Raw genomic sequence first — 16,220 nt, 5'->3', positions numbered from 1 at the left:
AGAATGCCGAGGAATCTTATGCTTCCAAGGTATTTCGGGGATCGAACCTCTGTTCCCGCCTATACCGGGAGTTGATTTGCCGGGTTCACACCGCTCTGGCCGTTCCGTGCCGCGGGCACCTTCGGCGCGGGACCGGCCGCGAGCAGGCGACGGTACAGCTCGTCGTACCGGGCCGCCTGCGCCTCCCACGTGAACTCGTCGAGGAAACCGGGCTCGGCATAGCGCTTCGTGTAGCCGGGCCGGTCGTCGAGCACCGCCCGCACGCCCCGCGCCAGGCCCTCCGCGTCCCCGTACCGGAACACCTCGCCGATGCCGAGGCGGCGCACCTCTTCGGACATCACCTTCACGTCGCTGATGACGATCGGCAGCCCCGCGTGCATGAACTCGAAGAACTTGGTGTTCAACCCCACCTCGTGGTTGACCAGACCGGTCTCCAGCGGGTGGACCCCGACGTCGGCCGTGGCCAGGAACGTCGTCAGCACGTCGTACGGGACGTACGGCATGAGGTGCACCCGGTCCGCCGCACCCAGCCGCTCCGCCTGCTCCAGCAGCGACTCCGCGTACGGACCGGTCGTCACGTTGACCACGAACGCCGCGTGCAGCTCCGGCTCCAGACCGAGCGCCTCGACCATCAGGTGGAGCCCCCGCTGCGGCGACGCCCCGCCGCAGTACACCATCAGCGGCGTCCCGGCATCCAGGCCGCAAGCGGCCCGCACGTCGCCGAAACCCTCAGGCGTCGCCCACGCCGCGCGCGCCGGGTCGGGGCGCGGCGGCGAATTGAGCACGACCGCGGGAAGCTCGGCGAGCCCGTGGGACTCCACGAGCAGCTCGGCGATCCGCGGCGAGACCGTCACCACCGCGTCCGCGTACGGCACGTACTCGCGCTCGTGCGCGATCTGCGCGACCTGCCACTTCCGGTTCCGCGGCTTGACCCCCGGCAGGAACTCGTGCGCGTCGTACACCACCGGGACCTTGCGGCCCTTGGCGCGGGCGCGGCCCGCCGCGCGGACCCCCACCCCGATCATCCGGTAGTCGTGCACGTGGATCAGGTCGGGTTCGAGCCGATCGAGGAGCGGCGTGAACGCGATGTCGAACCGCAGCGACCACGGGTCGAGCTTGCGCCAGCTCCGGTCCCCCAGCACCAGCTTCCAGTAGGCGGCCTCGAACCGCTCCAAACGCCCGTCGGGACGGGCCTTCTGCGCCTCGGCCATGCACCGGGTCTGGTCGAGGCGGAAGCGCAGCCAGCGCACGCCCGCCTTGACGCGGACCCGGTGGAACAGGAGCGGCAGGCCGCCTCCCAGGTTCTTGCGGCCCTCGGCGCGCAGCTCGGCCCGGAGGCGCCGCTGCGCGAGATCGGTGCGCAGGATCCGCCGCTGCTCCCATGCGAGTTCGGCTTCGGCGAGCCTGGCGTGCGCGAACGGGAAGCGGACGCGCGCGAGGCGCTGGCGCAGGGGCTTGAGACCGGGCCAGAGCTTCACGACGCGGCGGTACGCGGTGGCGCCGCCGAGTTCGAAGCGCGAGGCCTGCTTACCGGGCGCGATGCCGATGAGGTGCACGTCCCAGCCCGCGTCGGCCATCGACGTGGCGGCCTTCTGCACGCGCGAGTCGCCGTCGATGCCGTTGTCGACCAGCATCACCACCCGGCGCCCGGCTGTGGTTCGAGCCTCGTGCGTCATCCTCATCGCTCCCTTTGCGGCCCGGAGTGCAGCATGCGCCGGGCGGGCCCCATCCTAACAACCGTGCCGACACTGCAGGTCTTCACGATCCTGCAGGCAGCGCTTGCGGAACACCGTCGAGGAACGCCGCGAAGCGGGCCGCGCTGAGCGTCCCGTCGTGGACCTCGCGGACGTAGCGGCGCGAGGCGGCGCCGATGGCGCGGGCCCGGTCGCGGTCGTCCAGCAGCGACGCCACCGTCGCGCCGAGCGTCTCGGCCGTCGTGTGCAGCACCGGCAGGTCGGGCCCGTAGGCCTTCGCCGCGGTCTCGCCGATGCAGCCGGTCACGGGCTTCCCGGCGGCCATCGCCTCGCAGGCGAGCACGCCGTAGATGCCGATGCCGATCTGGTCGACGACGAGGTCGGCGTCCATCACGAACTCGCGCATCCGGGAATGGGCGACGCCTTCGAGGAGCCGCAGCTCGATCGCGCCGCGCGCCTGGAGGTCCTCCAGGACCGGGAGGATCAGGTCGGTGCCCTTGGTCCAGCGGTTCGAGGGGGCGTGAACGACCACCGGGACCGTCCGCTCGAAGACCGGGCGGTCGCAGTCCCACGAGTCGACGTCGACCACCACCGGGACCCACACCGCGTCGGGCAGGTCGTCGAGCAGGTCCGGAGTGGTGCAGAACTGCGGGAAGCCGCTCTCGTCGGCGATGCGCCGGTTGCGCTCGGTGGTGCCGACCAGGCGCGCGACGAGGTCGGCAGGGGCCGCGCGGTAGGCCGAGAACTCGTTGCGTTCGAGGTGGCGCAGCGGGTGGCGGACCTCGCTGCCGTGCGCGAGCAGCGCGGTCGGCAGGCCGAGCCGCTGGAGGGCCCGGATCTCGTCGCCGACATGGCCGCCGAACCGGCGGCCGAACACGGTCCGGAACCCGTCGGCCACCAGGTGCGTGTACGCCTGCGTGACCCGCTCCCAGCGCCAGTCCTCGTACCCGCCCTCGCCCTGGTGCTTCGGATCGACGAAGACGTCGGCGTCGTAGCGGAGGTGCTCGGCGTAGGGGATCATGACGCTCTCCGCGCCGAAGTCGGGCCGGGCGCGGGCCAGGACGCGCGCGAACTCGGCGAGCTGCCCCGCGGAGTTCGCCGTGCCCAGGCCCAGGCGCACCCGCTTCCCGTCCACGGCGGGCCAGGGGACCGGTCCGGTCCGGTGCGGGAAGGCGGCGGCGCGCAGGCTCTCGGCGAGCGTCACCGGCGCGGGCCGGGCCGGGGCCGGGCAGAGCCGCTCGTAGACGGCGAGCATCGCCTCCACTTGCGATTCGCTGGCGGGGTCGGCGGCGAACTGGAGGCCGGGGTCGGGCAGGACGTCGCCGACGACGACCGGGCGTTCGGGGAGGCGGTGCTCGGCGGCGAGGCGGTCGGCGAGCGGGCCGGTGGCCGCGGCGACCGCGTCCGCGCTCGCGGCGTGTTCGCGGAGGTACGCGGCCAGGCCCAGGTCCGCGCGGGGATTGCCTGCAGGGTCGGGTTCCCTTGCGTCCCAGACGATGCGGATCGTGCGGCCCGCGGCGGCGGCCCGGAGTTTCGCGCGGGCGGCGACGCCGAGGAGCTCGGGGTCGCCGACGTGGATCAGGTCGGGTGCGAGGGTGTCGATCTCGGGGCCGAAGGCCAGTTCCCAGTCCCACAGGGACGGCAGGAACCGCCGCCACAGCAGCGAGTCGGGGGCGAGCGTCCACAACCCGGTCGCGGCGCGGTCGAGCGCGGAGGACAGGTCGCGGCGGCGTTCGAGGAGCCGCGTGGTGCGCCCGGATCGCTTGCGGTACCAGAAGCCCTGGCCGCGCAGTACGACCGCGCGGGCTTTGAGGGCGGCGCGGCGCAGCGGTCGGGCGGCGTCGGCGCGCAGGCGGTCGTGGCGCAGGCGCAGCCGCGCGACCTCCAGCTGCCGCCGCCGGTAGGCGCGGGCGGGACCGTTCGGGTAGGCGAGCGGGTCGCGCCGCCAGGAGGGCCGGACCTCATGCGGCCGCAGGGCGAAGCCGTCCTTCACCGGGACGAGCGTGACGTGGCCTTGGCCGATCCGGCGTTCGCGCGGAGTGCGGGCCGGCGAGCGGCCGAGGACGCGGACGTCCCAGCCGGCGACGGCGGCGGCCTCGGCGAACCGGTGGGTCCGGGTGCCGGAGTCGGCTTCGCCGACGGTCAGCATCACGATTCGATGACCGGTCACGTGGGACTCCTTGGTCGGGCGAGGAGGCGGGGTGGACGGCATCGTACCGCCCCACCTGCGGTCCGAAGTGCCATGGGCGGCGGTGACCGGGCGGAGGCCCGGAGGGGCCGCAGTGGAGGGCGCGGGTGGCGACGGGGCGGCGTGCGGCGATCGACCGGGCCGGCGCTCAGCCGCCCAGGAGCCGCCGGTAGATCGCGTCGAGCTTGCGGGCCTGGACCTCCCAGGTCCACTCGTCGAACCGTTCGGGATCCTCGTAGGGCCCGCGGTAGCGGCCCGGGTCGTCGAGGACGGCCTTGAGGGCGGCGGCCAGCGAGGCCGGGTCCTCGGCGGCGAAGACCTCGCCGATGCCCATGTCGCGCACCGCCTCCGACATGGCGCGGACGTCGCTGACCACCACCGGGATGCGGGCCTGCATGAATTCGAAGAACTTGGTGCTCAACGCGACCTCGTGGTTGACCGGGCCCCTGCGCAGCGGGTGCACGCCGACGTCGGCGGTCGAGAGGAACGCGGGCAGCTCGTCGTAGGGCACGTACCCCATGGCGTGCAGGCGGTCCCGGGCCCCGGCGGACTCGGCGGCGGCGTACAGCGCCTGCATGTACTCCGAGTCGAGGGTGTTGACGACCAGGGCGATGTGCAGGTCGGGCAGGAGCGCGAGGGTGTCCACGAGGGTGTGGAGGCCGCGCTGCTCGGATGCGCCCCCGCAGTAGACGGCAAGGGGCGCTTCGGGTCCGAGACCGCACGCGTCGCGCACGTCGGTGCAGGTGCGGGCCGCGGCCGCGGTGAGGCGCGGCGGGGTGTTGAGGACGACCTCGGGCCGCTCGGCGAGGCCGTGCTCGGCGACGAGGAGGTCGGCGAGGGGCTCGGAGACGGTGACGACCGCGTCGGCGCAGCGGAAGTACTCGCGCTCGTAGAGGGTCTGGGAGACCAGCCAGCGGTGCCCGGCCGGGTTGGTCATGCCGGGCACGAACTCATGGGCGTCGTACAGGAGGGCGACGTGCTCGCCGCGGGCGCGGGCGCGCGCCACCGCACGGGCGCCGACGCCGATCATGCGGTAGTCGTGGGCGTGGATGAGCGCGGGCCGCAGCTCTTCGATGGTCTTGGCGTAGGACACGTCGTAGCGCAGCGGGGTCGGGTCGAGCCGCCGCCACGCCCGGGTGCCGTGCAGCGCGGACGCCCAGGAGGCGTCGGCGCGTTGGAGCCCGCCGTGGATCCTGGCCTTGCGCCACCTGAACATCGCGCGGGTCTGGCGGATCCGGGTCCGGAGCCACCGGCGGCGGACCTTCCCGGCGAGGTCGCGCAGGGGCCGCGGGAGGGCCGTGCGGCCGCGGGCGCCGGGGGCGTGGGCGCGCTGGGCCTCCTCGGTCAGGGAGACGGTCATGTCGCGCCACCGGATGTTCGCGATCTCGCTGCCGGCGTAGGCGAGCGGGTGCCGCAGGCGCATGGCCCGGTCGAGCATGGACCTGGGCTGGCTGAGATCCCGGAGCGGCAGGCGGTGCACGTGCGCCTCCCCGAGGAGGTACTCCTCGGTCTCGGTCCCGGGTGCGCGGCCGATGAGGTGGACCTCCCAGCCGGCGTCGGCCATCGAGCGGGCGCTCTTCTGCACGCGCGAGTCGCCGTCGATCTGGTTGTCCACCAGCATGACGACGCGTCGGTTCGGGTGCGGTTCCATCAGGCTCTGCCTCTCAGTCGGCGGAGAAGGAGTCGAGGCGGCGGGTGACCCGGAGCCCCGGGCGGCGGCGGGTGAGGCCCCAGCCGAACGGGACGGCGGCGTTGTCGACGATGACGACCCGGTCGGCGCCGTCGAGGTCGAGCGGCCCGGTGCGGCGGCGGGCGATGGCGCGCAGGGCCTGCGGCCGCACGAGCCGGTACACGGGCCAGAAGACGCGGCGGCGGATCACCTTGGCGACCTTGCGGTGCAGGGACGCGAGCTTCCCGAAGGCGCGGCCGGGGAGACCGGGCACGCGCTTCGCGGCGCGGTCGAGGACGATCCCGGGTCCGCGTTCGATGCAGGCGAGGTAGAGCCAGACGAGCGGCTGGCGGTTCTCGGCGCGGCCGATGGAGTGGACGGCGGCGGCCCCTTCGATCCGGTTGCCGCGCTTCCAGGCCTGGCCGCCCTCGGCGGTGAGCACAGTGACCGCGACGCCCGCCGCCCCGGCCTCGGCGACGAAGCGGTTGACGCGGCCGACCTGGCCGCCGGTGAAGAGCACGACGACGACATGGCCGCTCATGGCCGGCCTCCGATGGTCCGGCGGGCCTGCCGTTCGAGTTCGGCGAGGGCCCGGTCGCGGGTGTAGGCCGCGCCGTGGGCGCGGGCGCGGGCGGCGGTCTCGGGGTCGTGCTTGGCGGCGGCGTCGCCGGCCTCGGCCATGGCGCGGGCGACCGCGGCGGGCTCGAGCGAGGCGGGCCGGAACCACAGCGGGTAGTCGCGCAGCAGCGGCTCGGCGGCGCTGCCGGGCTCGTGCACCGACACGATGGGCTTCCCGGTGGCCATGTACTCGAAGATCTTCCCGGAGGTCACGTACTTGGAGCCGCCCGCGAGGAACACCAGGACGTCGCTCGCGCCGTAGGCGTCGCCGATGGCGGTCTTGGCGACCGGGCCGCGGTAGCGGACGTCGCCTTCCGCTGCGAAGTCGAGGCCGAACTCGGCGCGGAGCTTGTCGGGGCTGCCGGTGAAGAACCCGAAGTGCCCGTACAGGTCGAGGGTGGCGTCGGCGTGCTCGCCGGCGGCGGTCATGGCGCGGAAGCCGTCGATCATGGCGCGCACCGGCTGGTTGGCGGTGAGGGTGCCGACGTACGCGAACGAGAGCGGCCCGTCCGCCGCGGTCGCCGCGATCCGCTCGGGGTCCAGGAGGTCGGGGTCCCATCCGTTGGGCACCACGGACATGCGGTCCGCGGTGCCGGGGTAGCGGGCCGCGTGCCATTCGCGCAGGGCCTCGTTGACGAACACGGCTCCGGCGGCGCGGTCCATGACCCGCCGCTCCCAGGCCCAGGCCGGGTGGCCGGGCGGGAACGCGTCGGCGTTCGCGAAGAGGTCGAGCGTCCACGAGTCCCGGTAGTCCACCAGGTAGGGGACCTTGGCTCGGCGTTCGAGCTTCCAGGCGGCGGCGAAGGACGCGAACGGGTTCCCGGTGGCGAGCACCAGGTCGAAGGGGCGCTCCCGGTGCAGGCGAAGGCCTTCGGTGACGCAGTTCGCGCCCCAGGACCGGTAGTTCTCGGGGAAGGAGCGGCGCTGCCGCCATTCGTGCAGGGTCTTGGCGAGGACCGGCGCGTTCCCGCGCAGCCACCCGTACCGCGCCACCTCGGTCTCCCACGCGAAGAAGTCCATCGGCACGGGGACCGTCTCGACCGACGGGTCGATCCCGGCGACCAGGCCGGGGTCCTTGGAGCCGGCGACCTCGTCGAAGAAGCGGTCGGGGGCGCGCAGGACGGTGACGTCCCAGCCTGCGGCGGCGAAGTGGTTCGCGGTGGCGCGGGCCCGGAACACGCCGGAGGCGCGCGAGGGCGGGAAGTAGAACGCGAGGTAGAGCAGGCGCGGCCTAGGCACCGGGGTCCTCCGCGAAGTCCTCGTAGGAGTAGGTGGTGCGCAGTTCCGGGCGGCGCGCGAGCAGGCCGGGGAGCTCGTCGGCGAGCAGGTCGATCGCGCCGGGCTCGCCGAGGACGAGCCAGTCCGCGGCGTCGACGAGGTCCAGGACCGCCTGGCGGCGGTACGCCTGGCGCAGCGCGTTGGTGCGGTCCTGGCGGCGCCGTTCGATCGGGTCGGCGACCCGCCGGTTCCAGGTCTGCATGGCCCGCTCCCCCGGGCCGCCGAGGCGGCGCAGGACGGCGCGCGGGCCGCGGCACAGCGCGAGGGTGACCAGGCGGCTGCGGCGCGCCTTCGGGCCGGCGCCCAGCCAGTGCACCTCGACCCGCGGATCGAGCGGGTGCGCCTCCCAGTAGTTGCGGTGCTGCGCCACCAGGCAGATCTCATGGCCGTGCTCGGCGGCCAGGCGCGTCTCGGTCGCCATCGCGTTGTAGCGCTTGGAGATCGGGGCGGCGTACAGGATTCTCACGAGGTCTCCCGACCGGTCTCGGCGGGCCCGGACCAGGCCCGGTGGTGCTGGGCGGCGACGGCCTCGTATCCGTACCGGGCCTCCAGTGCGGCGCGCGCCCGGGCGAGGTCGGTCCCGCCGGGGTGGCGGCCGCGCAGCGCCTGCCAGGCCTTGACGAGGACCGCCGGGTCGTCGTCCACGTCGAAGTACTCGCCGGCGTCCGCGGCCGATCCCGCGAGGGCGTGCTCGGGGCCGCCGCAGCGGCTCACCAGGACCGGGATGCCCGCGGCGACCGCCTCGACGACCACCATGCCGAAGGTCTCGTGGCGGCTGGCGTGCACCAGCAGGTCGTGCTCGGCCATGGTGCCCGGGATCGTCTCGGGGGCGACGGAACCGCGGAAGTCGACGGCCTCGGCGACGGCGAGTTCGGCGGCGAGCGCCTCCAGGGCGGGTCGCTCCTTGCCGTCGCCGACGAGCGTCAGCGTCAGGTCCGGGTCCTCGGCCCGGCAGACCGCGAACGCCCGCAGCAGGTAGTCGATGCGCTTGCGCTCGGTGAGCGAGGAGACCGCGAGCCAGCGCCGCAGCGGCCCCGGGGCGCGGACGCCGCCGGAGCGGAAGTCGATCGGGTTGGCGATGAAGCCGATCTTGTCAGCGTGGTGGGGGAAGGTCGCGGCGACGAGGTCGCGCAGGGGCTCGCCGACGACGAAGTAGCCCTCGAGGCGGTCGAGGATCTCGTCGTAGCGGTCGCGGGCCGGGCCTTGGGCGAGGATGTCGGCGAGGAAGGAGGCGTGCTCGGTGGCGTAGACCTTCGCGCCGGGGGCCGCGTTCTCCAAGGCGGCCCAGCCGGCGGTGAGCGGGACGTGGGCGTGGATCACGGGGGCGGCGAGCCGGGCCCCGTCGAGGGCGACGGCGAGCCACTCGGCGAACAGGTCCGACTTCTCGCGCCAGTCCTCGGTGGGCGGGGCGAGGACGGGGACGCGGCGCAGGACCGAACCCGCGGCGGACGGGATCGGCGGGACGGAGCGGGGCAGGAGCAGCCGCTGCGCGGCCCAGGTCTTCTCGAGGCGCTCGGCGGTGCGGACGACGGTCCACAGGTTGAGGTGCCAGACGTCCACTTGCGAGCATCCGGGGGCCGTGGCCTCGACCATGGCGCGGACGAAGGAGCCGCGGAAGGGCACCTGCGGCTCGGGGTACCAGGGGGTGACGACGGCGACGTGCGGTCCCTCGGGGGTCACTGCGGGGCGGCCTCTCGGTCGGGGCCGCCGGGGCGGCCGATGAGTCGCTCGTACACGCCGCACAGGACTTCGGCCTGGCGCGCCCAGGTCCACTCGCCGAGGGGGACGCGGCCGTCCTCGTAGGCGGAGCGGTAGGCCTCGGGGTCGGCGAGGACCTGCTTGACGGCGCGCGTGAAGTCCTCGGTGTCCTCGGCGCGGAAGACCTCGCCCTGGCCGGTGCCGCGGACCAGGCCGGACATGGTCTCGACGTCGCTGACGACGATAGGGAGGCGGGCGTGGGAGTACTCGAAGAACTTGGTGATGAGGGATATCTCGTGGTTGCCCCAGTGGTGGATGGGGATGACGCCGATGTCGGCGCCGGAGACGAACGGCACCACCTGCCGGTGCTCCACATAGGAGAGCACGTGGACGCGGTCGGCGACGCCGAGCTCGGCGGCGCGCTCCTGGAGGCGGACCACATAGCGCCAGTGGGGCTTCGAGACGATGAACGCGGCGTGCGCGTCCGGCAGGGACGGGAGGGCCTCGACGAGGATGTGGAGGCCGCGCTGCTCCAGGGGCGCGCCGCTGTAGACGAGCAGGGGCGTGCCGGGGCCGATGCCGCAGCGCTCGCGCAGCGACGGCTCGGGCGCCGGGGCGGTCTCGGCCAGGTCGGGCGTGTTCATGACGACGGCCGGCGCCTCGTCGAGTCCGTGGCGTCCGCGCAGGAGCGCGGCGACGGTGTCGGAGACGGTGACGACCGCGTCGGCGTACGGCGCGAACTCGCGCTCGTGCGCGACCTGCGCGGCGTGCCACCACGGGTGGTCCTTCCACGGTTTCATGCCGGGCAGGAACTCGTGGGCGTCCCACACGAGCTTGACGTCCCGGCCCTTCGCGGCGGCGCGGAGCTTCGCGCGGGCGCCGACGCCGAGCATCTGGAAGTCGTTGGCGTGGATGAGGTCCGGGGCGAGCGCGTCGACGACGGGGCCGAACGCGAGCTCGAGCTCCCACAGGGCCGGGTCGAGCCGCCGCCAGGACCGGTCGCCGAGCAGGGCGCGCCACCAGGCGGCGGCGAGGCGCTCGGCCGGGCCGCGGGCGGCGGCGCGGGCCTCGCGGACGCGGCGGCTGGAGCGGGTGCGGGCCCCGATCCACAGCGACGCGCAGGTGACGGCGGCGGAGCGGACGGCGAGGCCGAGCCGCGGCAGGGACGCGCCGGCCACCGCCGCGCGGGCCCGGTCGCACTCGAGGTCGGCCCGCCAGGCGCGGACCTGCTTGCGGCGATAGTGCTCGAGGGGGCCGGGCGGGTAGGCCAGGGGACTGCGGAGCCAGGGGCGGCGGACCTCGTGGCGGCGCCGGTCGAAGTCGCGTCCGGTGGGCACCAGGCGCACCTTCGCGCCGCCGATGGTCCACTCCTCGGCGCGGCCGTCGGTGCGGCCCAGCAGGGTCACGTCCCACCCGGCGGCGGCGGCCGTCTCGGCCTCCTTCTGGATGCGGGAGTCACCGACCACGCCGTTCTGCACGAGCATCACGATGCTCCGGGGTTTGTCCATCGCTCCTCCGAACTGGGCCACTGCGCGACCGGGGATCGAGGGGCGACCCAGTCGCCGCAATCGTAGGATATTCACCGCTTCACTCGGCGTTTCCCTAAGTTCACCGGAGATTCGGCCTGCTGTTCAGACGCCGTTTCCCGGGGCGCTCGCGGCGGCGTTCTCGCGGAGCGCCCCCAGGCGGGTTCCGTATAGTCGACTCGACCGAACCCGGCGCGACGCCGGTTCCCATTGCAACGGAAGCGACGAATGTCCTACAGAGTCCAGGAAACCGCGCAGGTGCACGACAGCGCCGAGATCGGCGCCGGCACCTCGGTCTGGGAGCTCGCGCAGATCCGCGAGCAGGCCGTGCTCGGCACCGACTGCGTGATCGGCCGCGGCGCCTACATCGGCACCGGCGTGCGCATCGGCGACAACGTCAAGATCCAGAACTACGCGCTGGTCTACGAGCCCGCGACCCTCGCCGACGGCGTGTTCGTCGGCCCGGCCGCCGTGTTCACCAACGACCACAACCCGCGCGCGGTCGCCGCGGACGGGACGAAGAAGGCCGCCTCCGACTGGGAGGCCGTCGGCGTCGACGTCGCCGAGGGCGCCTCCATCGGCGCCCGCGCCGTCTGCGTCGCCCCCGTGCGCATCGGCCGCTGGGCCATGGTCGCGGCCGGGGCCGTCGTCACCAAGGACGTCCCGGACTTCGCACTCGTCATGGGCGTCCCGGCCCGGCAGGCCGGATGGGTCGGCCGCACCGGCGAGCGCCTCGTCACCGCCGGAGACGGCGTGTGGGAGGACCCGAAGGCGGGAGACCGCTACCGCGAGACCGAGACCGGACTCACCGAGGAGAGCAAGTGAAGGTCGTCAGCATCGTCGGGGCCCGGCCCCAGCTCGTGAAGCTCGGCGCGATCGCCGCCGCGTTCAAGGACTCCGAGCACGAGCACGTCGTGATCCACACCGGGCAGCACTACGACCCGGAGCTGTCGGACGTGTTCTTCACCGAGTTCGGCATCCCCGAACCGGACTTCCACCTCGGCATCGGCTCGGGCAGCCACGGCGCCCAGACCGGCGCGATGCTCGCCGCCATCGACCCGATCCTCGACGCCGAGCAGCCCGACTGGGTGCTCGTCTACGGCGACACGAACTCCACGATCGCCGGGGCGCTCTCGGCGGTCAAGCAGCACCTCAAGGTCGCGCACCTCGAGGCCGGCCTGCGCTCGTTCAACCGGCGCATGCCCGAGGAGCACAACCGGGTGCTCACCGACCACTGCGCCGACCTGCTGCTGGCCCCCACCGAGGAGGCCATGCGGCACTTGGCGAACGAGGGCCTGGGCGACCGGTCCGCGAACGTCGGCGACGTCATGGTCGACGTCTGCCACCGCACCCGCGACGCCGTCCTCGCCGCCGGGGAGCGCCCGGAGCTGCCCGCCGGGATCGACCCCGAGCAGCCGTTCCTCGTCTCGACCCTGCACCGGGCCGAGAACACCGACGACCCCGAGCTGCTCGCCGCGCTCGTCGAGTCCCTTGCGGGCCTGCCGATCCAGGTGGCGCTCCTGGCCCACCCGCGGCTGCAGGCCAAGGCCGACCAGTACGGGCTCAAGCTCACGCAGGGGAGCCTGCACGCGGGCAAGCCGCTGCCGTACCGCCAGCTCGTGGCCGCCGTCCTGGCGTCCTCCGGCGTCGTCACCGACTCCGGAGGCCTCCAGAAGGAGGCGTACCTGCTCGGCCGCGCCTGCACCACGCTGCGCACCGAGACCGAATGGGTCGAGACGCTCGCAGAAGGCTGGAACGTCCTCGTCCCCCGGCCCGACCGGCTCACCCGCGAGGAGTGGCACGCGACCGCCACCCGCCCAGCCCCCGAGACCGCGCTCGACGCCCCGTACGGGGACGGCCGGGCCGGGTTCGCGGTGGTGCGGGTCCTCGCGGAGCGGCTGGCGTAGCAGGCTCCCGGTCGGGCGGCCGCCGCCGCCCGGCCGGGTGCGTGAGGGGCCTCCCGCGCCCGGATCCGGGCAGGTCAGGGGTATTCCCTTACGTGCTAACGTCCACTATTATGTCTGCGTTCTCAACAGCCGGGGCCCCTCGCACGGACAAGGCCCCCGAGCCGGGTCCCGACGGGCAGCGCCCACACTTGGTCTACCTCGCGATCGGGTTCCCCCCTGCCGCGAAGAGCAGCACGTACCGCATGCGCGAGACCGCCAACCAGTTCGTGGCCCAAGGCTGGGACGTCACCGTCGTCAACCTCGAGGACGACTCCTGGCACCTCGAGTCCGGCCTCGACCACACCCTGTCGGACAAGGTCGACCCGCGGATCGAGATCGTGAAGCTCCCGCTGCGCCGCGAGGACGTCGAGACCGACATCCGCCGGTACAGCGAGGAGCGGGCCGCCTCCCCGTCGACCTGGCTCAAGGCGATGCGCGGACGCCCGCTGGAGCACTTCCCCGAGGCGGTCTTCGGCGACTGGCGCCCCGCCCTCGAAGAGGCCGTGCTCCGCATCCACAAGGACAAGCCCGCCGACCTGCTCCTGGCCACCTGCGTGCCGTACGTGAACCTCGCCGCGGCCTGGAAGCTGTGGGAGGCGTGCGGCGTCCCCTACGCCGTCGACTTCCGCGACGGCTGGTCGATCGACGTCGTCGACGGCCGCGTCGCCTTCGGCCCCGACACCGAGGAGGGCCGGTGGGAGGCGCGCATCCTCGGGTCCGCGGTCAGCCTGTGGGTCGTCAACGACCCCATCGCCGAGCACTACCGCGCCCGCTACCCCGACTTCGCCGACCGCGTCCACGTCGTCCGCAACGGCTATGACGCCGACAGCACGCCCGGCCGCGCGCACCGGCCCGACCCCGAGTCCGGCCTCGTCTTCGGCTACCTCGGCACCGTCAGCTTCTCCGCCGACCACTTGGGCGCGGTCCTCGAAGGCTGGCGCCGGGCCCGGCAGCGCGAGCCGCTGCTCGCCAACGCGCGCTTCGAAGTCCGCGGCCACATGGGACACGGCGCCTCCCGCGGCGCCACCCCGCAGGCCCAGGCGCTCCAGAAGGCCGAGGCGGACGGCGTGAGCTACGGCGGCCCCGTCGCCAAGGCCGACGTCGCCGCCACCTATGCCGGATGGGACGCCATGGTGCTCATCCTCATCGGCGGCCGCTACGTCACCTCCGGCAAGGTCTACGAGTACATGGCCACCGGCCTGCCGATCGTGTCCGCGCACGCCGTCGAGCACGACGCGTCGAACGTCCTCCAGGGCCATCCCCTGTGGACCGGCGCGCACGGCATGGGCGCCGAGGCGCTCGCCGAGGCCTTCGCGGCCGCCGCGCACCTCGCCGTCGAGTCCACCGACGCGCAGCACGCCGAGGCCATGGCGCACGCGGACCGGTTCACCCGCGAGGCCATCATGTCCACGGCAGTGAAGCACCTGGTCGAACAGTTCGAGGCTGAGAAAGGCCGCATCCAGTGATCGAGGTCCTGCTCATCAGCGGCGGCGCCCCGCCGGCCGCCCTCGTCGCCGACACCGTCGGCAAACTCACGGCCGCGGGCGCGCGGGTCTGCTACGCCGGCTCGGTCCCCGACGACTACCTGGAACGCGACCTCGCCGGGGCCGGCCTCGCCGAAACGCACCAGCTGGCGCGCTCCAACCTGCGCCGCGCCGCCAAGCTCCCGTTCGGCGAACGCGTGTGGATCCGCAGCCGCAAGGACCGGTGGCTGCGCGAGCACGCCGCCCGGGCGCACGTGATCGCCGCGATCGACGACGGCGGGGTGTACACCGTCTGGCAGCTCGCCCAGCGCAACCGCACCGCCAAGGCCGTCAACGGCTTCTCCCCCGCGGTCGACGCCGCGCGCGAGCTCGCCGCGCAGGGCGCCCCCGAGCCCGGGCCGTTCCGCGCCCCGGCCTCGCTCGTCGCCCGCGAGTTCGGCCGCTCCGTCAAGGACCTGCCCGCCGCCGCGGCGCGCCTGGCCAGCTCCCGGCGCATCATGCACAACCGCCTGGGCGCGAAGCTGTGGCGGCTCCCGCTGCGGCTCCCCGGCGTGCCGGAGGGTCTGCGCCTCGCGATCGGCAGGCGCGTGGCCGAGGCCATGGGCTGGGCGCGCCGGCACGCCGACGCCGAGTACGCGCTCGCGCAGACGGCGTCGAAGATCAGCGACCCGGAGACCAAGGCGGAGCTGCTCGACGAGGCCGTCAGGCTGTCCGTCAACCGCGGCGCCAACCCGAAGTACGTCGACCGGGCCGTGTCCGCGCTGCTCGCCCTGGCCGACCGCGAACTGGCCGCCGGGAACTTCGACGGGGCCGCCGACCGCCTCAAGCGGGCCCACCTGTGGGCCTTCCACCGGGTCATCCACATCGACCAGCTCTCCACGAGGCTCTCCACCGACACCGCCGGATTCATCAAGCCGTTCCACGACTCCCAGGTGATGCGGCAGTTCGCGACGCCTCGCGGCCGCCGCCTCCCGGCGGCCCCGCCGCCGACCGACCGGCCGGTGCGGCTGCTGGTCGTGACCAGCGCCAACGACAACTTCCTGGGGCACATCCTCGACCGCTACCGGAAGCACCCGGACGTGGAGGTCCGCTACCTGGACCTGGCGACCCATGCGTCCCTCAAGCGGATCTCCTGGAGCGACAAGCAGATCATCCTGGACCGGCTCGGCCACGACGACGGGTACAGCGCGCTCGCCGAGGACCTTCTGCGCCCGTACCTGGACTGGGCCGACACGGTGTTCCTCGACTGGTGCGTCGGCCCCGCCGCCATGCTCACCACGATCGACCCCGGCGACACCCGGATCGTCGTCCGCCTCCACTCCTACGAGGCGTTCACCCGCTGGACCCAGCTGGTGGACTTCTCCCGCATCGACGACCTCGTGTTCGTCGCCGACCACGTGCGGGACCTGACGAAGGCGCTCGCGCCGCAGCTGAACGGCCCGCTCGCCCCGCGGATGCCCGTGGTGCACAACGCGATGGAGCTCAGCGGCTTCGTGCTCGAGAAGACCGCCGACGCCCGCTTCAACCTCGGCCTCATCGGTGTCAACTCGGTCGCGAAGGACCCGCTCTGGGCGCTGGAGGTGCTACGGCTGCTGCGTGCGGAGGACGAGCGCTACCGGCTGCTCATCGTCGGCGGCGACATGGACCCGGCCCTCAGCAAGGCCACTCGGAAATACCGCAAGCAGTACGAGAAGGAGCTCGAGCCCCTGGTCGAGTCCGGGGCCGTGCTGCGGCTCGGGCCGACGGACGATGTGGCGGGCAAGCTCACCGACATCGGGTTCGTGCTCTCCTCGTCGGTGCGCGAGGGCTCCCATGTGGGCCTGATGGAGGGCGCGGCGAGCGGCGCGGTGCCCGTCGTGCGCGACTGGCCGTTCTACGCGGGCAAGGCGAACAGCGCCCGCACGCTGTACCCGGAGGGCTGGGTCGTGGAGACCCCCGCCGAGGCGGCCCAGCGGGTGCTGGAGGTCAACGCGACCGAGGGCGGCTGGGGGGACCAGGCCAAGCTCGCCTCCGAATACGCCCTGTCCACTTGGGACTGGTCGGTGGTGAGCGCCGACTTCGACGAGCTGCTCCTCGGCGAGCGGCCGTAGCCGAAACGAGCGAAGCCTCCCCGGCCGTC

The 16,220-nt window shown here is 73.6% G+C and carries 12 protein-coding genes; 4 read left to right on the top strand and 8 right to left on the bottom strand.

The annotated features are described in order from the left end of the window. Positions 1 to 59: 59 nt before the first annotated feature. The 8 genes from AB0I03_RS22320 to AB0I03_RS22285 all read right to left on the bottom strand — a co-directional run bounded on the left by AB0I03_RS22320 (position 60) and on the right by AB0I03_RS22285 (position 10,653). Positions 60 to 1,676: a glycosyltransferase family 4 protein gene (locus tag AB0I03_RS22320; RefSeq protein ID WP_360415842.1), complete on the bottom strand. Its 1,617-nt coding sequence runs from the start codon at positions 1,674 to 1,676 to the stop codon at positions 60 to 62. A gap of 82 nt (positions 1,677 to 1,758) precedes the next feature. Next, positions 1,759 to 3,864, bottom strand: coding sequence for a glycosyltransferase family 1 protein (locus AB0I03_RS22315; protein WP_360415840.1), 2,106 nt, complete (start codon positions 3,862 to 3,864; stop codon positions 1,759 to 1,761). 166 nt (positions 3,865 to 4,030) lie between these two features. Further along, positions 4,031 to 5,533, bottom strand: a complete 1,503-nt coding sequence (locus AB0I03_RS22310) for a glycosyltransferase family 4 protein (RefSeq protein WP_360415838.1) — start codon at positions 5,531 to 5,533, stop codon at positions 4,031 to 4,033. A gap of 13 nt (positions 5,534 to 5,546) precedes the next feature. Further along, positions 5,547 to 6,092: a hypothetical protein gene (locus tag AB0I03_RS22305; protein ID WP_360415836.1), complete on the bottom strand. Its 546-nt coding sequence runs from the start codon at positions 6,090 to 6,092 to the stop codon at positions 5,547 to 5,549. Next, entirely contained in the window at positions 6,089 to 7,408 is a 1,320-nt protein-coding gene (locus AB0I03_RS22300; protein WP_360415834.1) for a glycosyltransferase, read from the bottom strand. The genes AB0I03_RS22305 and AB0I03_RS22300 overlap by 4 nt, the downstream gene beginning before the upstream one ends. Then, positions 7,401 to 7,913, bottom strand: coding sequence for a hypothetical protein (locus tag AB0I03_RS22295; protein ID WP_360415832.1), 513 nt, complete (start codon positions 7,911 to 7,913; stop codon positions 7,401 to 7,403). Before AB0I03_RS22295 ends, AB0I03_RS22300 begins: the two co-directional genes overlap by 8 nt. Beyond that, positions 7,910 to 9,127: a glycosyltransferase family 4 protein gene (locus tag AB0I03_RS22290; protein WP_360415830.1), complete on the bottom strand. Its 1,218-nt coding sequence runs from the start codon at positions 9,125 to 9,127 to the stop codon at positions 7,910 to 7,912. The genes AB0I03_RS22295 and AB0I03_RS22290 overlap by 4 nt, the downstream gene beginning before the upstream one ends. Beyond that, entirely contained in the window at positions 9,124 to 10,653 is a 1,530-nt protein-coding gene (locus AB0I03_RS22285; RefSeq protein WP_360415828.1) for a glycosyltransferase family 4 protein, read from the bottom strand. The genes AB0I03_RS22290 and AB0I03_RS22285 overlap by 4 nt, the downstream gene beginning before the upstream one ends. A gap of 246 nt (positions 10,654 to 10,899) precedes the next feature. Between AB0I03_RS22285 and AB0I03_RS22280 the strand changes: the two genes are divergently transcribed. The 4 genes from AB0I03_RS22280 to AB0I03_RS22265 all read left to right on the top strand — a co-directional run bounded on the left by AB0I03_RS22280 (position 10,900) and on the right by AB0I03_RS22265 (position 16,191). Beyond that, the gene (locus AB0I03_RS22280) at positions 10,900 to 11,496 is read left to right on the top strand and encodes an acyltransferase (RefSeq protein ID WP_360415826.1); all 597 of its coding nucleotides are present in this window, start codon (positions 10,900 to 10,902) and stop codon (positions 11,494 to 11,496) included. Further along, positions 11,493 to 12,578: a UDP-N-acetylglucosamine 2-epimerase (non-hydrolyzing) gene (gene wecB / locus AB0I03_RS22275; protein WP_360415824.1), complete on the top strand. Its 1,086-nt coding sequence runs from the start codon at positions 11,493 to 11,495 to the stop codon at positions 12,576 to 12,578. The genes AB0I03_RS22280 and wecB overlap by 4 nt, the downstream gene beginning before the upstream one ends. Positions 12,579 to 12,820: 242 nt before the next feature. After that, positions 12,821 to 14,083, top strand: coding sequence for a glycosyltransferase (locus AB0I03_RS22270; RefSeq protein ID WP_360415822.1), 1,263 nt, complete (start codon positions 12,821 to 12,823; stop codon positions 14,081 to 14,083). Further along, positions 14,080 to 16,191: a glycosyltransferase family 1 protein gene (locus AB0I03_RS22265; protein WP_360415820.1), complete on the top strand. Its 2,112-nt coding sequence runs from the start codon at positions 14,080 to 14,082 to the stop codon at positions 16,189 to 16,191. The genes AB0I03_RS22270 and AB0I03_RS22265 overlap by 4 nt, the downstream gene beginning before the upstream one ends. The last annotated feature ends 29 nt before the right edge of the window (positions 16,192 to 16,220 follow it).

The organism is Glycomyces sp. NPDC021274, from assembly GCF_040641195.1.
Classification (GTDB): Bacteria; Actinomycetota; Actinomycetes; order Mycobacteriales; family Micromonosporaceae; genus Glycomyces.
Note: the sequence above shows the minus strand (reverse complement) of the source record. Positions and strands in the feature narration are given on the sequence as shown.

What these genes read in the sequence shown, in the direction of transcription:
- AB0I03_RS22320 (WP_360415842.1), bottom strand. Translation starts at nt 1,676, where the DNA reads ATGACGCACGAGGCTCGAACCACAGCCGGGCGCCGGGTGGTGATGCTG.
- AB0I03_RS22310 (WP_360415838.1), bottom strand. Translation starts at nt 5,533, where the DNA reads ATGGAACCGCACCCGAACCGACGCGTCGTCATGCTGGTGGACAACCAG.
- AB0I03_RS22305 (WP_360415836.1), bottom strand. Translation starts at nt 6,092, where the DNA reads ATGAGCGGCCATGTCGTCGTCGTGCTCTTCACCGGCGGCCAGGTCGGC.
- AB0I03_RS22285 (WP_360415828.1), bottom strand. Translation starts at nt 10,653, where the DNA reads ATGGACAAACCCCGGAGCATCGTGATGCTCGTGCAGAACGGCGTGGTC.
- AB0I03_RS22280 (WP_360415826.1), top strand. Translation starts at nt 10,900, where the DNA reads ATGTCCTACAGAGTCCAGGAAACCGCGCAGGTGCACGACAGCGCCGAG.
- AB0I03_RS22270 (WP_360415822.1), top strand. Translation starts at nt 12,821, where the DNA reads ATGCGCGAGACCGCCAACCAGTTCGTGGCCCAAGGCTGGGACGTCACC.